Here is a 20,074-nt window from a genome sequence, read left to right on the forward strand (position 1 = left end):
GTGCTCTACTTCTTTGATTCTAGAGCGGATTCAGATTTTAGGTCGAACAGACCTAAAATCATCCGGCTCCAGAGCATGGGCCTGCGACAGCATAGGGCGCTTTTTGCTGTTGTTCGCGCCTTTGCCGGCGACTAATAGAGTCGCACGCAAAGAACCTGATTTGACACCAAAAGACAAGGAACGGCTTTCATGAGCGTTACCGGCCTGCCATTCGACGATTTCCGCACGCTGCTGCGCGACCTTCCGGGTCCGGATTCCCGGGCGCTGGTTGCGGCGCGTGAGCGCGACGCGCAGCTCACCAAGCCGCCGGGCGCGCTTGGCCGCCTCGAGGAAATCGCCTTCTGGCTCGCGGCCTGGACCGGACGACCGCCGGCCGTCACCCGGCCGCTCGTTGCGATTTTCGCCGGCAATCACGGTGTCGCCAAGCAGGGCATCACGCCGTTTCCGCCATCGGTGACACAGCAGATGGTGGAGAATTTTGCCGCCGGTGGCGCGGCCATCAACCAGATCTGTGTCGCCTATGATCTCGGTCTCAAGGTGTTCGATCTGGCGCTCGATTTCCCGACCGGCGACATCACCGAGGAGCCGGCGCTGTCCGAGCGGGATTGCGCCGCGACCATGGCCTTCGGCATGGAAGCGATCGCCGGTGGCACGGACCTGCTTTGCATCGGCGAAATGGGGATCGGCAACACCACGATCGCCGCCGCCATCCATTATGCGCTTTATGGCGGCACCGCCGAGGAATGGGTCGGTCCGGGCACGGGGTCGGAGGGCGAGATGCTGAAGCGCAAGATCGCCGCCGTCGAAAAGGCCGTGGCGCTGCATCGCGATCATCTGTCCGATCCGCTGGAAGTGCTGCGCCGGCTCGGCGGCCGCGAGATCGCCGCCATGGCGGGTGCCATCCTCGCGGCGCGCATGGAGCGAATCCCGGTCATCATCGACGGCTATGTCGCAACCGCGGCCGCCTCGATCCTGAAGGCTGCCAATCCCGCCGCCCTCGATCACTGCCTGATCGGCCATGTCTCGGCGGAGCCCGGTCACCTGAAGGCGATCGACAAGCTCGGCAAGACACCGCTTTTGGCGCTTGGCATGCGGCTTGGCGAAGGCACGGGCGCAGCCCTTGCTGCCGGTATCGTCAAGGCCGCCGCCGCCTGCCATTCCGGCATGGCGACATTCGCAAGCGCCGGCGTCAGCAACAAGGATTGACGGAGCAAACCACGGGTCCCGATCGCCTCCTGTGCGCCGTCAGGCGTCTGCTTTGCGGAAACCGGGCACTTCAAGGCGCAGTTGATGCCTGATCCAGCGTGAAACCGTGACGATCGCCTGGTCGTCGCGCGTTCTCTTGGGGACGACGAGGTAGTATCCCAGGTCCGTCTTCACCACGTCGTTCACCACCTGCACCAGTCGGCCGGTCTTCAATGCGTCGGCCAGAAAGATAGGGTTCGCCATAGCGAGCCCCTGGCCGGACGCAGCGGCGTCGATCGCAAGTGCAGCCTGGTTGATATGAAGTTCCGCGCGTGCGGCATGTCCACCAAGCAGCGGTGCCCAATTGGCCTGGCCGTCGTTGAGCAAGCTGAACCGGGCAATGTCCTCGGCCGCAAGCGGCAGCGAAAAATTCGTGACTAGGTCGGGGCTGGCCACCACGATCATGTCCGAGAACAGAAACTCCGTCGCTAATCCCAACGGAAAAGGCGGCCTGGTGAGCCTTACGGCCAAATCGACGCCATCCCGATCAAAGTCGGAGATTGCATCGGTCGCCATCACACGCAGTTCGATATCGGGATGTTCGGTAGCGAAGCGGGGAAGGTTCGGAATCAAGCATTTAGACGCGAAGGTTGGGGTAACGCTGACCGTTACGACCCGCTTGCGCGATAATGCTACGTCGGTTGCTTCTATCAGCTGCACGAAGGCACGATGAACCTCCGCGAAGTAGGCATGGCCACGATCGGTCAACAGTACGCCGCGCCGCTGACGCAAGAACAGCGCAAAACCAAGCCTGTCTTCCAATGCGCGCACCTGCTGGGCGACGGCACCTTGCGTCACACCGAGCTCATCCGCCGCTGCCTTGAAACTCAACCGCCGTCCCGCGGCCTCGAAGGCGCGCAGGGCATTCAGCGGAGGGAGGGTTCGATTGGCGAGCATTGGAATAAGACTGTAGATTTTCTAATGTCACGTTTCAATCGATCTGATGCCAGAGCCGCGAAGAATTGCGATAAAGATTATTTTGCAGAAAGGGTTAGCGTTGCTCTGGAAGAGCTGAATTTAACCCTTGGATGATATTCTTGCTTGTGCGAGGGCCTGGCTCATGCGGCTGACGTATCTGGTGTTCGGGTTGCTCGGTCTCTTCTGGGGATCAAACTTCATCTACATGAAATGGTCGGCGGAACTGATCACGCCGGCGCAAATCACGCTCCTGCGGGTGTTCTTCGGTTTCCTGCCATTGGCCATCGTCGCGTGGCGAAAAGGCGTGATCGACCGTGAACAAGTGCGCCATCTGCCGCATTTCCTCGTCATGGCAGTTCTCGCGACGGCCTTCTACTACTTCGCCATCGCAGAGGGCACCGCATTGCTGCCCTCTGGAATTGCCGGGATTTTGGGTGGTTCGATTTCACTCTTCACGACCATCGCAACCGTTCTGTTTCTCCGCTCGGAGAAGCCCAACGCCCTGATGGTCGCCGGGGTGCTCGTGGGCTTTGCCGGCATCATCCTGATCGCGCGCCCTTGGGAGGGATCTGGCAGAACAATCGATATCCACGGCGTTTTCTGGATGTTGGCCGCCACTGCGGTCCTCGGCCTTTCCTATGTCTATGTTCGTCGCTTCCTGTCGCCCTTCAACCTGCCGCCACTGGCTCTGGCCACCTGGCAGACCGGGCTTGCGTTGCTGGTGCTTCTGGTGCTTGTCGACCGGACGGGGATGGCAAACATCCTGCACGATTGGCATGCCGCCGCCGGCGCTGCGATCGGGCTCGGCGTTCTGGGAACCGGAATGGCGTTCCTGATCTATTACTACCTGCTGCAAGAGCTGGGCGCGGTCGCCGCCTCGGGTGCAACCTATATTACGCCCAACGTCGCACTGCTGATCGGCTGGTTCGTTGGCGAAGAAATCGGCATATTGGAAATCTCGGCGATCATCCTCGTGCTTGCTGGCATTGCAATGTTGCAGATCGGTCGTCAACGCGTCGTACGGCAGGTGGAGCAACTCAATCCCGTAACGACCAAATCACAGTAGCTCGATGGATCATTCTTGGAGCCGCGGAGCGCGTGACAATCGCGCGTTCCATGTCCAAAATTTCGGCCGACTTTCGATTTACGTCATAAAGCTGTAACAAGCTCCCGCGCGACTCAGCCGTCGGCTTGCCTTGAGAGAGGCAAGACGGTATTCGCAGAGCAGCTAAAGTGCAGCCGGGACATCGCAAGCGGGGCAGGAATGGCCGAATTTTCGAAATCGACGGTAACCAAGGAAACGGGCATCCGGCATTTCTTTGCCGCGGCCGGTTATTCCTGGGGCGGCTTTCAGCGTCTGTTGCGGGAATCGGCGTTCCGGCAGGAGCTTCTGTTCGCCGCCGTTGCCCTGATCCTGCTCATTGCGGTTGGTGCGACGCTTGGCGAAATCGTCATTGCCCTCGTGCTGTTTCTCGGCGTTTTTGCGATCGAGGCGATGAATACTGCGGTTGAGGAGGTCATCGACCGGATTTCACCGGAGATCTCCAACGTCGGCAAGCATGCCAAGGATCTCGGCTCCTTTGCCGTTCTGTGCATGCTGGCCGCGTCCGGCCTTTATCTTCTCTATATTATCGGCAGCCACCTGTTCTTCTCCTGAGCGACGGCGCCGGACGTCAGGCGAAGCTCTTCTTGCGGCGCTCGACAAGCGGCGCATCTTCGATGGCCGGCAGGCTTTGCAGGACGCGTCTGGCTGGCAGGATGGCGATGACTTCGGTGCCTTCGCGCAGTTTGGATTTCAGCAGGAACTGACCGTCATGCTTGGCGAGGATCGCCTGAACGATCGGCAATCCGAGGCCGGTGCCCTGTTCGGCGCTCTTGATGGCGATGGACCCCTGGCCGAAGGCGGAGAGAACCACGGGAATTTCCTCTTCGGGAATACCCGGACCATTGTCCTTGATCGCCACATATTGACCGCCGCCGGAGGTCCAGCCGACCTTGACGGTGATCTCGCCGCCCTGCGGCGTGAATTTCACGGCATTGGAAAGCAGGTTGAGGATGACCTGCCGGATGGATTTCTCGTCGGCCCAGACGGAGGGAAGCTGTGGCTCGAATTGCGGCGCAATGGAAATGTTCTTGCCGCGGGCGCGCAGCTGCACCATGCCGATGCAATCCTCGGCCACATCCAGCAGCGAGATCGCTTCCTCGTTCAGCTCGTATTTGCCGGCCTCGATACGCGAGAGATCGAGGATCTCGTTGATCAGATTGAGCAGATGCTGGCCGGAACGGTGGATATCCGTGGTGTATTCGCGATAGGTGGCATTGTTGAGCGGCCCCATGACCTCCGCCGACATGACTTCGGAGAAGCCGAGAATGGCATTGAGCGGCGTTCTCAGCTCATGCGACATCGAGGCGAGGAAGCGCGACTTGGCGAGGTTCGCCTCCTCGGCGCGGCGGCGCGCCTCATCCGACATCGACTTGGCGACCTCGAGTTCGGCGATGAGATCGTCCTTTTCCGACTGGAAGGACAGGATCTTCAGGTTGGATTGAAACATCCGGTTGGTGATGAAGCTGAAGAAGACCACGGCGACAGCGATGGCAGCGGCAAGCGTGATGTCGTACGGGTTGCGGGTCAGCGCCGCCGTGACGGCAAGGACGACCATGGCAGGCGCAAAGGCAAAGGCCACGGCGCGGGGCAGCATGAAATTCGCCATCGTGGTGATGCAGATGGCCACCAGCAGCGTCGCGCCCTTATAGAGGGCAAAGCCGTCCCCGCCGCAGGTCGAACAGTTCTGCATCGCGAAGAAGGCCCAGCAGAATCCGATGAGCAACTGGCCGAGCAGCAGGATATTGCGCCATTTCCTGGCGCGCTCGGCAGTCATTTCCGATTTCCTCGCACGGCGGCCGAGCAGCATGTTGACGGCATGTGCCGTCAGGGTCGGGATAGCCCAGACGAAGATTTGCACGTCGCGCGTCAGATAGACGCCGAGCGCCGCAACGATGATGGCGAAGATCGGCATGATCGACGCGCCCTGCAGCAGCGTGTCGATATGCATCATCATCAGTTCACGGTCGAAATTGCGGCTATGGCCGGATTGCAGGCGCTCACGCGTCTGCCGCACGGCCTTCGACACAGCCCGGTTACGGTGACTGCGCGATCGGTCGACGATGATCTTATCTGTCGATGTGCTGACGCCGGTACTCATGGTTGCGTTGAAACTTAGCTTTCAGAGAGCTACAGACTAGCGGCCAAACCTTAAGAAGATGCTGCTCGCAATGTTTTGTTTGCCATCTTTGCCAAGGGTTTGTTGTTGAAGGAGGCAAAAGCGTGACGCGGTTCGGCCGCCTGTTTCGTGACGGCGTGACCACATTCGCGCTGCTGGCGCTGATCGGCTTGCTGGCGATGAAGTTGAACAATCGTTCGGAACTTGTTCAAACAGGACGATTTTATGTTGTCGATGGCGACACGCTTGCCCAGGGTGGCGAGCGTTTTCGGCTGCGTGGCATCGATGCGCCGGAATTTCGGCAGCAATGCCGGCACGATAACGCGGATTGGGCATGCGGCCAGGAGGCGCGCAAGGCGCTCGACCGTCTGGTGAAGGTCGGTTCACCCGAATGCCGGGGCAGCGACAAGGATCGCTATGGCCGTTTGCTGGTGATCTGCAGGACGGGCGACCTCGACATCAATGCCGAGATGGTGCGCAGCGGCATGGCCCTGTCTTATGGAGACTATGAAGACGAGGAGGGTTTGGCGCGGCGGAACAGGGCGGGCCTATGGGCCGGCGATTTCGAAAGGCCGCGCGACTATCGGCGCGAGGAGCAGATGGAACATGTGGCCAATGGTGGTTCGTTCGGCGGATTGATCGATCATCTGCGGCAATGGATGGGGTGGGACCGATGAGCGTGTCGCTACAGGAGATGCAGGCTCTGCGGAACGCGATTGCCGGTTGTCGGGTCTGCCGCGACGCGCCGATGCGCGGCGAGGCGGACCGGCTGCCGCATGAGCCGAGGCCGGTGGCGGTCCTGTCGGCGACGGCGCGCATCCTGATTGCGGGACAGGCGCCGGGACTGCGGGTGCATGAAAGCGGCCTGCCGTTCAACGATGCCTCCGGCGACCGGTTGCGGCAATGGCTGGGTGTCGACCGCGACAGTTTCTACAATCCCGACCATTTCGCCATCGTGCCGATGGGCTTCTGCTTTCCCGGCTATGACGCTGCGGGCAGCGATTTGCCGCCGCGTAAGGAATGCGCGCCGCTCTGGCGGCAGAAAGCCATGGCGGCCATGCCGCAGATCGAGCTGATCCTGACCATCGGACAATATGCGCAGGCCTGGCATCTCGGTGCGGCGCGCATGGGGTCGATGACGGAAACCGTCGCGGAATGGCGGCGCTATCTCCTGACCAACCGCTCGCCCGCCGTGCTGCCATTGCCGCATCCGAGCTGGCGCAACAGCGGCTGGCTGAAGCGCAATCCCTGGTTCGAAGCCGAATTGCTGCCGGTGTTGCGAGATCGTGTGAAAAACCTTGTTTCGTGAAACAAATTTCTTTTCTTTCGATAAAAACGCGCTATAGAGGGAATATAATTCGAAAGGGTAGCCGAAATGGACCGTCTTGACCGCAAAATCCTGCGTCTGTTGCAGGAGGATTCCACTCTGGCCGTGGCCGATCTTGCCAAAAAGGTCGGGCTGTCGACGACACCATGCTGGCGCCGTATCCAGAAGATGGAAGAGGATGGCGTCATCCGTCGCCGCGTGGCGCTTCTCGATCCGGAGAAGGTCAACACCAAGGTCACCGTCTTCGTCTCGATCCGCACCAACAGCCATTCGATCGAATGGCTGAAGCGCTTCTCGGAAGTGATCGCCGATTTTCCGGAAGTGGTGGAATTCTATCGCATGAGCGGCGATGTCGACTATCTGCTGCGCGTCGTCGTTCCCGATATCGCGGCCTATGACGCCTTCTACAAGCGCATGATCGCCAAGATCGAAATCCGCGACGTTTCCTCGGCCTTCGCGATGGAGCAGATCAAGTATTCGACGGAACTGCCGCTGGATTACATGCTGCTGGAGAATGCGAAGTCGAACGAGGATTGATGTTCGATCGGCTGACATGCCGATGAGCATTCTCCAACATTTTTCGAGAAAGCAACGCCAGGGCTGCGGTCGGGTTTGAGCCCGAACATCGCCCTGGCGTTGTTGTTTCAGGGCGCCGTGCCTCTGCGATCACTGGCCGTAGGTTGCGGTGATGGAGGCGGAGGCAAGCGCATTGGCACGCGTCATATAGCCGACCAACGCGCCGCTGGCGTTGCTGTCCAGGCCGAGCTTGTCGACCTTGAGCGCGGTAACGGTCAGGACATAGCGGTGCGCGGGACCGGGCGGCGGGCAGGCGCCGCCGAAGGACGAGGTGCCGAAGTCGGTTCTGCCCTGGATGGCGCCGGCAGGAAGGCCGGCGCCCTTGGCCGATCCGGCGCCGGAGGGCAGCGAATTGGCGGATGCGGGGATATCGAACACGGTCCAATGCCACCAGCCGGAGCCTGTCGGCGCATCCGGATCGTAGAGCGAGACCACGAAGCTCTTGGTTTCCTTCGGCGCATCTTTCCAGCTGACCGCCGGCGATACATTGCCGCCCTTGCAGCCGAAGACATTGGCAACCTGTTCGGTCTTCAGCGTGCCGCCATCCTTCATGTCGGGGCTGGTGAGTTCAAAGGCCGAAACCTGGCTCGACGACAGCAGCGCGGCGGCCAGAGCCATGGCGATAGGATATTTCATGACAATCTCCAACAAGACGACGCCGCTCGTGGCGTCGATGGCGGGAGATTGTCATTCCGCTGGAACGAGCGCTGCGCTGTTTCGATCAGTCTTTGCGCCGTTTCGATCAACTTCGCGGCGATGGTTGCGGATTTCGCTCGGCGCGAATTCGAAACGCGCGCGGAAGCGGGCGGTGAAGCGGGACGCCGAGTCGTAACCGACGTCGAGGGCGATCTGTGTCACGGATTTGTCGGTGGTCTGCAGCAGGGTGAGCGCCGTCGTCATGCGGATATCGGCCAGAAGCTCGGAAAAGCTCGTTCCCGACGCCGCCAGCTTGCGCCGCAGACTGGCTTCGCTCATGCCGATCGCCTTCGCCAGATCCGGCGCGCGCCAGGAATGGGACGGATCGGAGGTTATGATCCGGCGCAGGCGTTCGATCGGTCCGGGGTTCGCGATCGGCGCAAAGCGGTGGCCGAGCGCGCCGAGCCATAACAGGACCTCGTTGACGCGGGATGCGGCGATGCTGTCCGGCAGCAAGGGGCCGCTGCGTATCGCTTCGACTGCCTTGCTATAGGCTTCCTCGAAGGCCGGCGGCATATTGCGGAGAACCTTGACGTCCTGTACCGGCCTGGCGCCGCTGACGGCGGCCTCGGTGATCAGGTTCGGCGCGAATTGCAGGGCGAGCGCTTGGTAGCCGTTGAGCCCATCGGGCTCGTTGATGATATCGGATGTGAGGCCTTCGGGAATCAGGACGAGATCGCCGACGCGTGCCTTTGTCTGCATGCCCCCGTCGAGAATGATCTTCTGGCCCTTCTGAACGAGCACGACGCCCGGCGCCGGCGATGCCAGACGTTTGCAGAGCAGACGGGTACTTTGCATGATGCATGCCGTCGTTCCCGCCCCGTCGCGCCGGGCGATATCGCGATCGGGCAGAATGGAGAAGTTATCCGAGATTTGAAACACCGTGCCTCCGCAACTCTTTCGCCGGCTGTCCCGTCAGCGGGGGAGCAAACGCCGTCTAGCGTAGCGGAGGACGTTGGTTCGCGAAACTGCCTTTTGCGTATCGCTTGGCAGAGGGCGGACGCCGCCGGGGTCGAGGGATCGGCGGCGTCTGTCGATAATGCCGGTTACTTTCGTTCCAGTCGGGCCAGCAGCGACGAGGTATCCCAGCGATTGCCGCCCATGGCCTGGACGTCGCCGTAGAACTGGTCGACGAGGGCCGTCAGCGGCAGCTTGGCCTCGTTGCGGCGGGCTTCCGCCAGCACGATGCCGAGATCCTTGCGCATCCAGTCGACGGCGAAGCCGAAGTCGTATTTGCCGGCATTCATGGTCTTGTGGCGGTTTTCCATCTGCCAGGAGCCGGCCGCACCTTTCGAAATGACATCCACGACCTTTTCGATGTCGAGGCCGGCCTGCTTGCCGAAATGGATGCCCTCGGCGAGGCCCTGGACGATGCCGGCGATGCAGATCTGGTTGATCATCTTGGTGAGCTGGCCGGCGCCGACCGTGCCCATCAGTCCGACCATGCGGGCATAGGCATCGATGACGGGCCGTGCCTTCTCGAATACGGCCTCATCGCCGCCGCACATGACGGTCAGCACGCCGTTTTCCGCGCCGGCCTGGCCGCCGGAGACGGGGGCGTCGATGAACTCAACGCCTTTTTCCTTGGCTGCCGCATGGAGTTCGCGGGCGACTTCCGCGCTCGCCGTCGTGTTGTCGATCAGGATCGCGCCCGCCTTCATGCCGGAGAGTACGCCGTCCTTGCCGATCGTCACCGAGCGCAGGTCGTCATCGTTGCCGACGCAGGTGAAAACGAAATCGGCGCCTTCGGCGGCAGCGGCTGGGGTGGTGGTAAACTTGCCGTCGAACTGCTTGGCCCAGGCTTCCGCCTTGGCGATGGTGCGGTTGTAGACGGTCACGTCGTGACCACCCTTGACCTTCAAATGTCCTGCCATGGGATAGCCCATGACGCCCATGCCGATGAAAGCGACCTTTGCCATTCGCGAAACTCCCTTACGAATTTTGACTGAAGGCTTAGCGGAAAGGTGAGGGGGACGGAAGACCGGTTTGTCGGCGAACTTGTCTCGGTATCATCCGGTTTGAAAGATAATTCCGCTTATTGCCTGTTTGTCGAAATCGAATTTCGATGCAATCGCGGAAATTCACAATATCAGATGTCGATATAATCCATGGATTTGCAATTCTTAGGGCATCAATAGCAATGCCGGTGGCAACGGGACCAGTCCCGATCCGGTGGGGAAAGGACTTTTCATGATCTCGCGCAGACAGACACTCAGCCTCCTTGGCGCCACGGCCGCAGCACTTGCGCTGCCTTCCATCCGGCCGGCGCGCGCCGCCGCCGCAACCACTTTTCGCATAGGCTGGCAGAAGAACGGCGTGCTGGCGCTGGCCAAGCGCAAGGGCTCGCTGGAGAAGCGTCTCGCCGATCGCGGCATCTCCGTCGAATGGTCCGAATTCACCTCCGGCCCGCCACTCCTGGAGGCGCTCGGCGCCGGCGCTCTCGATTTCGGCGGGACGGGTGACGTGCCGCCATTGTTCGCGCAGGCCGCCAACGGCAATCTGCTTTATGTGGGCCAGTACTCGGGAAGCCCGGAGGGGTCTGCAATTCTGGTGCGCAAGGATTCGCCGATCCAGACGCTCGCCGACCTCAAGGGCAAGAAACTGGCTTTCAAGCGCGGGTCGAGTGCTCACAATGTTGCCGTCAAAGCTCTGCGCAAAGGCGGCCTGACGGTGGACGATGTGCAGGCGCTCGATCTCGCGCCGCCGGATGCTTCTGCGGCATTCAAGACGGGCGCAATCGACGCCTGGTCTATCTGGGACCCCTATCTCGCCATCGCGGAGGCCGATCCGGATACGCGTATTCTCGCGACGGCGCGTGGCCTGCTCGATTCCTACAGCTATTTCCTGGGAAATGCCGATTTCACCAAGGATAATGCGCAGGTTATCGTGGATGTGCTCGATGAACTCGCCAAGGTCGGCACCGCGGCGCAGGCCAATCTCGACGATACGGTCGCGGCGCTTTCGGAGATTACCGGCGTGCCGGCCGACATTACGCGCGTGACGTTGACGCGTCCCGATTTCAATCTCGGTCGCGTCTCGACGATCACCGACGCAGCCATCGCCTATCAACAAGGATTGGCGGACGAGTTTTATGGCCTCGGGATCGTTCCGAAGAAGCTCGCCATCACGGATATCGTCTGGCGGCCGAAAGCAAGCTGAAGACCGACAGCCTATTCGCTACGACCGACATGGTCCCGCTCGAAACACGGCGGGCGCAGGCCATCGCGTGGAAAAATATTCCGCGAGATGGCAAACAATAGAAATTCTGCATTGTCGATATAATCAGTAGTCTATGCCACTATCCCAGAAAGCCCCAAGGGACATGCTCCCGACGACACGCGCCTAGAAGACAGGAAAACACCATGACCGCGACTGCCAAACCCATCGACTTCCTGTGGTTCATTCCGACCTCCGGCGACGGCACCTATCTGGGGTCGACCGATCTCAACCGCGGGCCGGAAATCGGCTATCTCACGCAGATCGCCCAGGCGGTCGACCGGCTTGGTTATTCCGGCGTGCTGCTGCCGACCGGCGTCTCCTGCGAGGAGTCCTTCATCACGGCGGCGGCTCTGTCGGCGCATACCGAAAAGCTGAAATTCCTGGTGGCCATCCGCCCCGGCACGGCATCGCCGGCCTATTATGCCCGTCTCGCCTCGACGCTCGATCGCGTGTCGAACGGCCGCGTGCTGCTCAATATCGTGGTTGGCGGCAGCCCCGCCGAACTGGCGGGTGACGGCATTCATCTCGAGCATGACGAGCGCTATGCCCATGCCGACGAGTTCTTCACCGTCTGGGAAGAGCTTATGGAGAAGGGCTCTTCGACATTCCAGGGCAAGTACATCACGGCGACCAATGCAAGGCTCGGCCTGCCGCCGGTGCAGTCGCCGCGCCCGCCGCTCTATTTCGGCGGCTCCTCGGATGCCGGCATCGATTTCTCGGTCGGCCGTGTCGACAAGTATCTGACCTGGGGCGAGCCGCCGGCACAGGTGGCCGAAAAGGTCGAGAAGGTCCGCGCCGCCGCTGCCAAAAAGGGCCGCGAGGTCAGCTTCGGCATCCGCCTGCATTTCATCGTTCGCGAGACGGACGAGGAGGCATGGGCGGCCGCCGACCGGCTGATCTCCAAGCTCGATGACGAGACGATCCGCGAGGCGCAGGAGCAGTTCGTCAACCAGTCCGATTCCGTTGGCCAGAAGCGCATGGCTGCCCTTCATGGCGGCCGCCGTGACAAGCTGGAAGTATCGCCGAATCTCTGGGCAGGCGTCGGCCTCGTCCGCGCCGGCGCCGGGACGGCGCTGGTCGGCTCGCCGAAGACGGTTGCGGCACGGCTGCGCGAATATCAGGAGATCGGCATCGAAACGGTGATCGGCTCCGGCTATCCGCATCTGGAAGAAGCCTATCGCGTTTCGGAACTGCTGTTCCCCGAACTCGGGCTGACCCGCGAACAGCAGCGGGCCGGATTCCGCAACGAGTTCGGTGCCAAGCAGATCTTCGCCGGCGGCAGCCATGGCGGCAATCTGAAGGTCGTTTCCGGCTCGTAACGCGAACAGATCAGGGAGATCCTCATGTCGGCATTCGACACGTCCTTCGTCCGCGTTGCCGCGCAAAGCCGGGTCCGCCCGGCAAAGCCAGCGCGGCCGGCCATCTCCCTGGAGCGGTTTCTGCCCTTCCTGCTGCCGATCGTCATCATAGCGGTCTGGCAGCTCGGCTCGTCGATCGGATGGATCTCCACGCGAATCATGCCTTCGCCGGCAGCGGTCGTCGTCGCCTTCTGGCAGACGACGGTTTCGGGGCAATTGCCGCATAATATCCTCGTCAGCGCCGGCCGTGCCTTCAGCGGCCTTCTGGTCGGCGGCTCGATCGGCTTCCTGCTCGGCATCGCCAATGGCGTGTCGCGGCTGTCGGAAAAGCTGACCGACACGAGCCTGCAGATGCTGCGCACCATACCGCATCTGGCCATGGTGCCGCTGGTCATTCTCTGGTTCGGGATCGGCGAGGAATCGAAACTGTTCCTGACGGCGCTCGGCGTCATGTTCCCGATCTATCTCAACACCTATCATGGCGTTCGCAATGTCGATCGCGGCCTGATCGAGATGGGCCGGGTCTATGGCATGAGCAATTGGACGCTGTTCAAGAAGGTGATCTTCCCCGGTGCGCTGCCGTCGATCCTCGTCGGCCTGCGCTTTGCGCTCGGCATCATGTGGCTGACGCTGATCGTGGCGGAATCGATCGCTGCATCCTCGGGCATCGGCTACATGGCCAACAATGCCCGCGAGTTCGGCATGACCGATGTCGTGGTGCTGACGCTGGTGATCTATGCCGTGCTCGGCAAGCTTGCCGATGTCGTCGCCCGCGCGCTCGAGCGCCGGGCACTGCGCTGGAACCCGGCCTATCAGAATTGAGGAGCCTCCCATGACCGCCGCTGCATTGGAACGCCTTCATTCGGAGGCATCGGGGCTAGGGCTGTTGCCGGCAGGCGCAGCCGCCATCCGCATCAAGGGGCTGGAAAAGAGCTTCGGCAACAATCGCGTTCTGCGCGGTATCGATCTCGATATCCCCGCCGGCCAGTTCGTCGCCGTCATCGGCAAGAGCGGCTGCGGCAAGAGCACCCTGCTGCGCATCCTGATGGGGCTCGATGAGCCGACCGCCGGCAACCTGCGTTTCGAAGCCGGCAATGGTGCGGAATCCGCCCCGAATGCCCGCATCGTCTTTCAGGAGCCGCGCCTGCTGCCCTGGTTTTCCGTGGCCGACAATGTCGCCGTCGGCCTCGGCGAGGGCGTACCGCAGGACGTGGTCCGTGCGGAGACGGCGGCCGTTCTCTCCGAGGTGCAGCTTGCCGAAAAGGCGGACGAATGGCCGTCGCGGCTTTCCGGCGGCCAGCGGCAGCGCGTGGCGCTCGCCCGCGCATTGGTGAGCAAACCCGGCGTGCTGGCGTTGGACGAACCGCTTGGGGCCCTGGATGCGCTTACCCGCATCAGCATGCAGGAATTGTTGAACCGCGTCTGGCGCGAACTGGGCTTTACCGCCGTGCTGGTGACGCATGATGTGAGCGAGGCCGTGCATCTGGCCGACCGCGTCGTTGTGCTGGACGAAGGGCGCATCGTGCTCGATCTCGCCGTTCCCCATCCGCATCCCCGCCGCCATGGCAATCCGGCGCTGGCCGAACTCGAGGGCCAGTTGCTGGCCGCGATCCTCGGAGATGCGCGGGCAGGCTGATCATGCCGCGACGGTTCTGATCGGACCGGGCGCCGAGCGTCCGTGAAGGCGTCAGCTCGTCGGGCTGTCCGGGCGGAACTGGGCGGGCAGCCTGTCGTGGTAGGGATAATACTGGAAATAGGGCATCGCCTCTTCCAGCACGCGCGAGAAGGATGGTCGCTCGAGCAGGCGCTGGTAATAGCTTTTCAGCCGGACGTGCTGCTCGCCGAAAGGCACGAGCGTCTCGGCGTAGAACAGCGCGGGAGCGGCGGCGCAATCCGCCATCGTGAAGGCGTCACCGACGATCCAGAGCTTTTCGCCCAGTTGCTGCTCGATCATCCCATAGGCGGTGCCCAGCAATGCCTGCGCTTCCGCCACGGATCGAGGATCGCGTTCATCGTCCGGCCGCCGTTTATCGGCGACCATCCTCTGCATCGGTTCCTGCACATAGTGATCGAAGAAGCGGTCCCAGAGGCGGACGCAGAGCGCATCGGTCGGATCGGGCGGCAGAAGCGGCGTCGGACCGGGATAATGCCGGTCGAGATATTCGATGATGATGCTCGTCTCGGGAACGGTGCTGTCGAGCGTCTCGTCGCGCAGGACGGGAAACTTGCCGATCGGCCAGAGGCGCAGCAGCGAGGCGCGGGAGTCTTCGTTGCCGAGATCGATGATCCGGCTTTCGAAGGGGGTATCGTTTTCATAAAGCGCGACCAGCACCTTATGGCAGAACGAGGCGAGGGGATGCTGATAGAGGATGAGCGACATGCGGTAGCCTTTCCTGCATCGAGGTCTCGCGAAGCATTACCCGCCGGATGGCGAAATAACGGATCGCTTGCCCTTGCGGAGGCATATTTATCCGATTGGATCGCTATTCCAACCCCCATGCCGCCTCATCTCATTCCGCGATGAGGCGCGCTATGATCAGATGGCCCGGCGTCGGGTGTCCGTCTTCCATGCGAACATTGATGTCGGTGATTTCGACGAGTTCGAAGCCGGTCGCCGTCAGGCGCTCGCGCACATAGGTTTCCGCATGGGCAAAGCGCTGGTGCGGCCCGACCATATAGGGGCGCCCGGCCAGCGTTGCCTCGGGCAGGGTCTCCGAGGAAAAGATGAAAAGCCCGCCCGGCGTCATGTTTTCGGCGGCGCCGAAGAACAGCGGCTCCAGCGCACCGAGATAGGGCAGGACGTCGGTCGCGGTGATCAGGTCGAAGGGCTCCTCGTCGTTGTCGTCGAGGAAGTCCTCGACCTCGGCGACGAACAGCGTTTCGTAAATGTCCTTCTCATGGGCGACTTCGACCATGTTTTCGGAAATATCGATGCCGGTGATGTCCTCGACGATATCGCGTAGCGTGCCGCCGGTGAGCCCGGTGCCGCAGCCGAGGTCGAGCATGCGCTTGAACGGACCAAGGCCGAGCGCCTGCAGACGCTGGCGCACGAGGACCGGGACATGATAGCCGAGCTGCTCGACGAGCACGTCCTCGAAGACTTCGGCATGCTGGTCGAATAGCGTCTCGACATAGGCGTCCGGTGCCTTTACCGGCGTCTCGCCGCGTCCCATGGAGGCGATGCGCACGGCCGCGCCGCCGTGATCCTCCGGGTCGATCGCCAGCACTTCCTCATAGGCCTTGACAGCGGCGTCGACATCGCCGGCTTTTTCCAGGGCCAGCGCGCGATTGTAAGCTTCCGCCAGCGCCTCTTCGTCGATTTTCTTCTTTGCCATGAGTGATCAGTCCTTCGTTCGTCAGGGAGGCATTAAGGCGCTTGAAAGGCTTTTGCAATGGCTGCGATGAAGGAGCAAAATATTCGCTCGCAGCAGGGTCAGGCCATAAGACCTTTGCGCGAAAGAAGAAAAAGGGAGGAAAAAATCATGGCCACTGAGCTCACCACGTCCCATCTCCTGGGTAGCGCCGCAGATCGAAAGCCGCCGCCCATGCCGGCGACGACGGGGGAGGTCACCAATACGTTGAACCATTATTACCGCGGCGAGCTTGGTCGAATGACCAGTTGGCGCGATCGCATCGACCGGACCTCGAACTGGGCGATCACCGTCGTCGCGGCATTGCTTTCCGTGTCGCTGTCGACGCCGACGTCGCATCACGGCGTGTTGCTGTTCGGCATGATGCTGATCACATTGCTGCTGACGATCGAGGCGCGGCGCTATCGCTTCTTCGATGTCTATCGTGCGCGGATACGGCAATTGGAACGCAGCTATTTCGCACAGATTCTGGCACCTGAAGCCGATCTCAATCCTGATTGGGCAGTATCGATCGCCAAAAGCCTGCGCGCACCGCGGTTTCTGCTCAACTATTTCGAAGCGATGCAGCGGCGTCTGCGGCGGAATTATTGCTGGATGTATGCGATCCTGCTGTTGGCGTGGATCTTGAAGATCTCGACGCCGAAGCTGCAAACGGAGGGCGTGCCGCAAGAGCTGGCGCAGTCGTGGAGCTATATTGTCGACAACGCCGCGCTCGGACCGATCCCCGGTTGGCCGGTGATTGCAATGGTGGCTGCGTTCTACGCCGTCATTCTTTATGGCACCCTACGTCGCGGGCCGGATGACGGCGATTTTACCCATGGCGAGGCGCATGTCTGATCCTGCTGGTAAGCCAGACTAATGCAGGATGAGTTCTCCCTTCAGAGCCCGCCATTCCGTTGCCGAGATCAGCTTGCGGTGAACATAGCGCACCGAATGGAGGGGGCCGTCCAGCTTCTCCTGCCAGAATTTGAGAAAGCCGCGCATCTCCGGGAAGTTCGGAGCGAGATCATAGTCCTGCCAGATATAGGTCTGTAGAAATTGAGGATGATCGGGCAGACGGTAGAAGATCTGCGCCGTGGTCAGCCCATAGCCCTGCAACTGCTTCTGCATGTCGTCGTGCATGAGGTCTCTCTTTCTGTTGCCACTGCTTTCCATGACGGATGGTCACGGAAAAATGGAAGCAGCTCAAGGTAAACCTATGCTTTATAAAAGTGTCGCAAAAGAAAATTTATTCACAAAAATCAATATGATAGCAGCATGGTCAGGCGAGTGCTGCCAAAGGGCTGGGCGGCATGGTCGGATGCCGCCCCGGTTTCCGGTCAACGTTTCAGGTGCCGTGTCAGATAGGCTTCCATGCGCGCCCAGCCATTGCGCATGATCTCGACGATGGAAAGATAGAAGATCGCCGCCCAGAGATAGGTCTGGTAGTCGTAGGTCTGCGAGAAGGCGTAGCGCGTTTCACCCATCAAGTCGTAGACGGTGATGATGGAGACGGTGGCGGAGCTCTTGATCAGAAGAATGATCTCGTTGCCATAGGGGCGTAGTGCCACGATCAGGGCCTGAGGCAGGATGATCTTGTAGAAGGTGACGAGCTTGTGGAGGCCGAGCGATGCTGCCGCCTCGCTCTGGCCGCGATGGACGCTCTGGATCGCGCCGCGGACGATTTCGGTCTGATAGGCGGCAGTATTCAGCGTCATGGCAAACAGGCCGCAATTGAAGGGATCGCGGAAGAACCACCAGAGGCCGATATAATCGAGAAAGCCGCGAGCTTGCGGAAAGCCATAATAGACGATGAAAATCTGCGCCAGCAGCGGTGTGCCGCGGAACAGATAGACGTAGCAATAGGTCAGGCCGTTCAGGATCTTGTTCTTCGACATTCTGGCAAGAGCAAGCGGGATCGAAAGTATCGCGCCGAGAATGAAGGACGATCCCACCAGCTTCACGGTGATCCAGAGACCGTGCAGGAAGCGCGGGCCGAACTTGAAGAACTTGGCATTGTCCCAGTTGGTGATCATCATCGTGATCAGCGCAATGCCGAGCAGCGCCCAAAGGGCCAGGAAGAAATAGCCGGCGATGCGGGCCTTGGAGAAGCGCCGCATGGTTTCCGGCGGCGCCGGCTGTGCCGGGATCAGGGCTTCAGCGTAACTCATCGGCGAAACTCCGCACGTTTTGCCCAGCGGTCGAGATAGGACAAACCTGCCGAGGAAATGATGGCAAGCACCAGATAGAGGGCGCAGGCGATCATGTAGAAGAAGAACGGCTCTTTCGTCGAGCGCACGGCAAGGCCCGTCTGGCGAACGACATCGGTCAGCCCGATGATGGAAACATAGGATGTATCCTTCAGGAGGTTCATCCAGAGGTTCCCGAGATTCGGCAGGGAGATGCGGATCAGCTGCGGCAGGATGATCAGGCGCATCGTGCGGGCGCGGTGAAAGCCGAGCGCGTCGCCGGCCTCGTATTGGCCCTTGGGGATCGCCCTGAAGGCCGACAGCAGCACTTCCGAGCAATAGGCCGAGAACACGATCGAAAGCGCGATCATGCCGGCGATGAAGGCATTGATCTCGATCTGACCGGTATAGCCCACATAGGCCAGCGCCGTTTGCAGCAGGATCTGCATGCCGTAATAGATGATGAAGAGGGTCAGGAGCTCTGGCAGGCCGCGGAAGATGGTGGTGAAGACGCCGGCCGCCAGCCGCAACGATCGTTCCTCCGACTGCTGCGCCAGGGAGACCAGGAAACCGATCACCAGGCCGAGCGGCAGGGTCAGAACGGCTACCGTGATCGTGACCTTGAGGCCGCCGGCGATCTCGTCGCCCCAGCCGGTATCGCCGCAGGCGATGACCGTGTTCTGGCCGAACAGTGTGAAAAGTCCGACCGGGCCGCATAGCGGGTCGAAAATATTATTCAGCCAGGCCCATAAGGAGCCGAGCGCGGAAAACAATCCGCCCATACCGTATTTCCCCTCACGGCTTATGCCGTGTTGCTCTTATATAGCCCTTGTCAAACAAAAACGGCGGAAGGGCAAGCTTCCGCCGTCGTCTTTTCCCAAGGAATCGACGGCCGATCAATCGCCGTAGACGTCGAAATCGAAATACTTGTCCTGGATCTTCTTGTAGGTGCCGTCGGCACGGATCGCTGCGATCGCCGCGTTGAACTTGTCCTTGAGCGCGGTTTCGCCCTTGCGGATGCCGATACCGGCGCCGATACCGTTGATTTCGGGATCGATCTTCAGCGTGCCGAGCATCTTGCAGCAGCTGCCGGCATCCGACTTGACCCATTCGGAGAGAACGACGACGTCGTCGATGACGGCATCGATACGGCCGTTGGAGAGGTCGAGCTTGTATTCGTCCGGTGACGGATAGAGCTTCAGTTCGGCGTCCTTCAGATGCGCGGTCGCGTAGTTGGCGTGCGTGGTCGAGGATTGCGCGCCGATCGTCTTGCCCTTCAGGGCTTCATCGCTCGTATCGGTAATCTTGGAATCCTTCGGCACGGCGATGGCCGGCGGCGTGTTGTAGTACTTGTTGGTGAAGTCGATGGACTTTTCACGCTCGGGCGTGATCGACATGGACGAGACGATGGCGTCGAACTTCTTGGCCTGCAGGGCCGGGATGATGCCGTCGAAATCCTGGTTCACGAAGGTGCACTTGACCTTCATCTGATCGCAAAGCGCATTTGCTATGTCGATGTCGAAGCCGACGATCTTGCCGGAGGCGTCGAGCGATTCGTAGGGCGGGTAGGTTGCGTCCGTACCGATGACGATCGAATCGCCGTCAGCAAGTGCTGCGCCGGCGAAAAGCGACATCGCTGCAAGCGATGCAGCAGCGAGAAGGCGAGTGGAGATGCGCATTTTGATCCTCTCTGTTGGCGACCGGCGGCTCTTATTCTTCATGGGCGGCCGGTCGGAATGCAGCGGGCCAGCGGCCTGCCTTGGCGCGATATTCGTACTTTTTTTCCGCAAATTGCAACTGGAATTAAAAAGTCATTTCGCATCGCACACCGTCTTCAAAACGTTCGGAGCGATTTCAAAAACTGAACAAAAGCCGTCTGGCGCATTCAGGTAGGGTTAATTCACGCCTTCTAATAGTGCCGGAACAATGTGACCACCTGCCGCGATTCAACCCCAAGAATATCGAAAATCGGCCG

At 60.9% G+C, this 20,074-nt stretch carries 23 protein-coding genes; 12 read left to right on the forward strand and 11 right to left on the reverse strand.

The annotated features are described in order from the left end of the window. Window positions 1-189: 189 nt before the first annotated feature. Complete coding sequence (gene cobT, locus FHX11_RS02730; RefSeq protein WP_184354794.1) at window positions 190-1,206, forward strand: nicotinate-nucleotide--dimethylbenzimidazole phosphoribosyltransferase; 1,017 nt, start codon at window positions 190-192, stop codon at window positions 1,204-1,206. A 39-nt stretch (window positions 1,207-1,245) separates the two neighbouring features. On the opposite strand, the gene FHX11_RS02735 is transcribed toward cobT, so the two are convergent. Beyond that, window positions 1,246-2,142, reverse strand: a complete 897-nt coding sequence (locus FHX11_RS02735; RefSeq protein ID WP_184354796.1) for a LysR substrate-binding domain-containing protein — start codon at window positions 2,140-2,142, stop codon at window positions 1,246-1,248. 163 nt (window positions 2,143-2,305) lie between these two features. Between FHX11_RS02735 and FHX11_RS02740 the strand changes: the two genes are divergently transcribed. Both FHX11_RS02740 and FHX11_RS02745 read left to right on the forward strand, forming a co-directional pair. Continuing rightward, the gene (locus FHX11_RS02740) at window positions 2,306-3,229 is read left to right on the forward strand and encodes a DMT family transporter (RefSeq protein ID WP_184355786.1); all 924 of its coding nucleotides are present in this window, start codon (window positions 2,306-2,308) and stop codon (window positions 3,227-3,229) included. A gap of 198 nt (window positions 3,230-3,427) precedes the next feature. Further along, the gene (locus FHX11_RS02745; protein WP_184354798.1) at window positions 3,428-3,820 is read left to right on the forward strand and encodes a diacylglycerol kinase; all 393 of its coding nucleotides are present in this window, start codon (window positions 3,428-3,430) and stop codon (window positions 3,818-3,820) included. Window positions 3,821-3,836: 16 nt separating this feature from the next. Here the strand turns inward: FHX11_RS02745 and FHX11_RS02750 are convergent, their stop codons facing one another. After that, window positions 3,837-5,366, reverse strand: coding sequence for a HAMP domain-containing sensor histidine kinase (locus tag FHX11_RS02750; RefSeq protein ID WP_184354800.1), 1,530 nt, complete (start codon window positions 5,364-5,366; stop codon window positions 3,837-3,839). 122 nt (window positions 5,367-5,488) lie between these two features. Here FHX11_RS02750 and FHX11_RS02755 point away from each other — a divergent pair, with 122 nt between their 5' ends. The 3 genes from FHX11_RS02755 to FHX11_RS02765 all read left to right on the forward strand — a co-directional run bounded on the left by FHX11_RS02755 (window position 5,489) and on the right by FHX11_RS02765 (window position 7,248). After that, window positions 5,489-6,061: a thermonuclease family protein gene (locus FHX11_RS02755; RefSeq protein WP_184354802.1), complete on the forward strand. Its 573-nt coding sequence runs from the start codon at window positions 5,489-5,491 to the stop codon at window positions 6,059-6,061. Then, complete coding sequence (locus FHX11_RS02760) at window positions 6,058-6,693, forward strand: uracil-DNA glycosylase family protein (protein ID WP_184354804.1); 636 nt, start codon at window positions 6,058-6,060, stop codon at window positions 6,691-6,693. Before FHX11_RS02755 ends, FHX11_RS02760 begins: the two co-directional genes overlap by 4 nt. A 66-nt stretch (window positions 6,694-6,759) precedes the next feature. After that, window positions 6,760-7,248: an Lrp/AsnC family transcriptional regulator gene (locus tag FHX11_RS02765; protein WP_069613098.1), complete on the forward strand. Its 489-nt coding sequence runs from the start codon at window positions 6,760-6,762 to the stop codon at window positions 7,246-7,248. Between the two features lie 129 nt (window positions 7,249-7,377). Here the strand turns inward: FHX11_RS02765 and FHX11_RS02770 are convergent, their stop codons facing one another. The 3 genes from FHX11_RS02770 to FHX11_RS02780 all read right to left on the reverse strand — a co-directional run bounded on the left by FHX11_RS02770 (window position 7,378) and on the right by FHX11_RS02780 (window position 9,902). Continuing rightward, the gene (locus tag FHX11_RS02770) at window positions 7,378-7,923 is read right to left on the reverse strand and encodes a YbhB/YbcL family Raf kinase inhibitor-like protein (RefSeq protein ID WP_184354806.1); all 546 of its coding nucleotides are present in this window, start codon (window positions 7,921-7,923) and stop codon (window positions 7,378-7,380) included. Window positions 7,924-7,974: 51 nt separating this feature from the next. Further along, a complete protein-coding gene (locus FHX11_RS30115) occupies window positions 7,975-8,865 on the reverse strand; it encodes an AraC family transcriptional regulator (protein ID WP_184354808.1) in 891 nt (296 codons plus the stop codon). Window positions 8,866-9,029: 164 nt separating this feature from the next. Next, entirely contained in the window at window positions 9,030-9,902 is an 873-nt protein-coding gene (locus tag FHX11_RS02780) for an NAD(P)-dependent oxidoreductase (protein WP_184354810.1), read from the reverse strand. 271 nt (window positions 9,903-10,173) lie between these two features. Here FHX11_RS02780 and FHX11_RS02785 point away from each other — a divergent pair, with 271 nt between their 5' ends. From FHX11_RS02785 to FHX11_RS02800, 4 genes are all read left to right on the forward strand, one after another. Then, window positions 10,174-11,142 (forward strand): aliphatic sulfonate ABC transporter substrate-binding protein, encoded by a 969-nt coding sequence (locus FHX11_RS02785; RefSeq protein WP_184354812.1) that lies wholly within the window; start codon window positions 10,174-10,176, stop codon window positions 11,140-11,142. A gap of 203 nt (window positions 11,143-11,345) precedes the next feature. Further along, window positions 11,346-12,521 (forward strand): FMNH2-dependent alkanesulfonate monooxygenase, encoded by a 1,176-nt coding sequence (ssuD, locus tag FHX11_RS02790; protein ID WP_184354814.1) that lies wholly within the window; start codon window positions 11,346-11,348, stop codon window positions 12,519-12,521. Between the two features lie 24 nt (window positions 12,522-12,545). Next, complete coding sequence (gene ssuC / locus FHX11_RS02795) at window positions 12,546-13,382, forward strand: aliphatic sulfonate ABC transporter permease SsuC (protein ID WP_184354816.1); 837 nt, start codon at window positions 12,546-12,548, stop codon at window positions 13,380-13,382. Between the two features lie 10 nt (window positions 13,383-13,392). Then, window positions 13,393-14,196 (forward strand): ATP-binding cassette domain-containing protein, encoded by an 804-nt coding sequence (locus FHX11_RS02800; protein ID WP_184354821.1) that lies wholly within the window; start codon window positions 13,393-13,395, stop codon window positions 14,194-14,196. Between the two features lie 51 nt (window positions 14,197-14,247). Here the strand turns inward: FHX11_RS02800 and FHX11_RS02805 are convergent, their stop codons facing one another. Both FHX11_RS02805 and FHX11_RS02810 read right to left on the reverse strand, forming a co-directional pair. Further along, window positions 14,248-14,940, reverse strand: coding sequence for a glutathione S-transferase family protein (locus FHX11_RS02805; RefSeq protein WP_184354823.1), 693 nt, complete (start codon window positions 14,938-14,940; stop codon window positions 14,248-14,250). 130 nt (window positions 14,941-15,070) lie between these two features. Further along, a complete protein-coding gene (locus FHX11_RS02810) occupies window positions 15,071-15,895 on the reverse strand; it encodes a class I SAM-dependent methyltransferase (RefSeq protein WP_184354825.1) in 825 nt (274 codons plus the stop codon). A 210-nt stretch (window positions 15,896-16,105) separates the two neighbouring features. On the opposite strand from FHX11_RS02810, the gene FHX11_RS02815 reads away from it, so the two are divergent. Beyond that, window positions 16,106-16,768: a DUF2270 domain-containing protein gene (locus FHX11_RS02815; protein WP_246780895.1), complete on the forward strand. Its 663-nt coding sequence runs from the start codon at window positions 16,106-16,108 to the stop codon at window positions 16,766-16,768. 18 nt (window positions 16,769-16,786) lie between these two features. Here the strand turns inward: FHX11_RS02815 and FHX11_RS02820 are convergent, their stop codons facing one another. The 4 genes from FHX11_RS02820 to FHX11_RS02835 all read right to left on the reverse strand — a co-directional run bounded on the left by FHX11_RS02820 (window position 16,787) and on the right by FHX11_RS02835 (window position 19,778). Then, a complete protein-coding gene (locus FHX11_RS02820; protein ID WP_184354830.1) occupies window positions 16,787-17,053 on the reverse strand; it encodes an aspartate-semialdehyde dehydrogenase in 267 nt (88 codons plus the stop codon). Window positions 17,054-17,250: 197 nt separating this feature from the next. Beyond that, the gene (locus tag FHX11_RS02825; protein ID WP_184354832.1) at window positions 17,251-18,081 is read right to left on the reverse strand and encodes an ABC transporter permease; all 831 of its coding nucleotides are present in this window, start codon (window positions 18,079-18,081) and stop codon (window positions 17,251-17,253) included. Next, window positions 18,078-18,881 carry an ABC transporter permease gene (locus FHX11_RS02830; RefSeq protein ID WP_184354833.1) on the reverse strand — a complete coding sequence of 268 codons (804 nt, stop codon included), beginning with the start codon at window positions 18,879-18,881 and terminating at the stop codon, window positions 18,078-18,080. The genes FHX11_RS02825 and FHX11_RS02830 overlap by 4 nt, the downstream gene beginning before the upstream one ends. Before the next feature lie 114 nt (window positions 18,882-18,995). Further along, on the reverse strand, window positions 18,996-19,778 hold the full coding sequence (locus FHX11_RS02835) for a lysine/arginine/ornithine ABC transporter substrate-binding protein (protein ID WP_184354835.1): 783 nt from the start codon (window positions 19,776-19,778) through the stop codon (window positions 18,996-18,998). Here FHX11_RS02835 and FHX11_RS02840 point away from each other — a divergent pair. Next, window positions 19,771-19,992 carry a hypothetical protein gene (locus FHX11_RS02840; RefSeq protein ID WP_184354837.1) on the forward strand — a complete coding sequence of 74 codons (222 nt, stop codon included), beginning with the start codon at window positions 19,771-19,773 and terminating at the stop codon, window positions 19,990-19,992. The two genes, FHX11_RS02835 and FHX11_RS02840, sit on opposite strands and share 8 nt — an antisense overlap. Window positions 19,993-20,074: the final 82 nt, after the last annotated feature.

Source organism: Rhizobium sp. BK602 (assembly GCF_014195095.1).
In the GTDB taxonomy this organism is placed as follows: domain Bacteria; phylum Pseudomonadota; class Alphaproteobacteria; order Rhizobiales; family Rhizobiaceae; genus Rhizobium.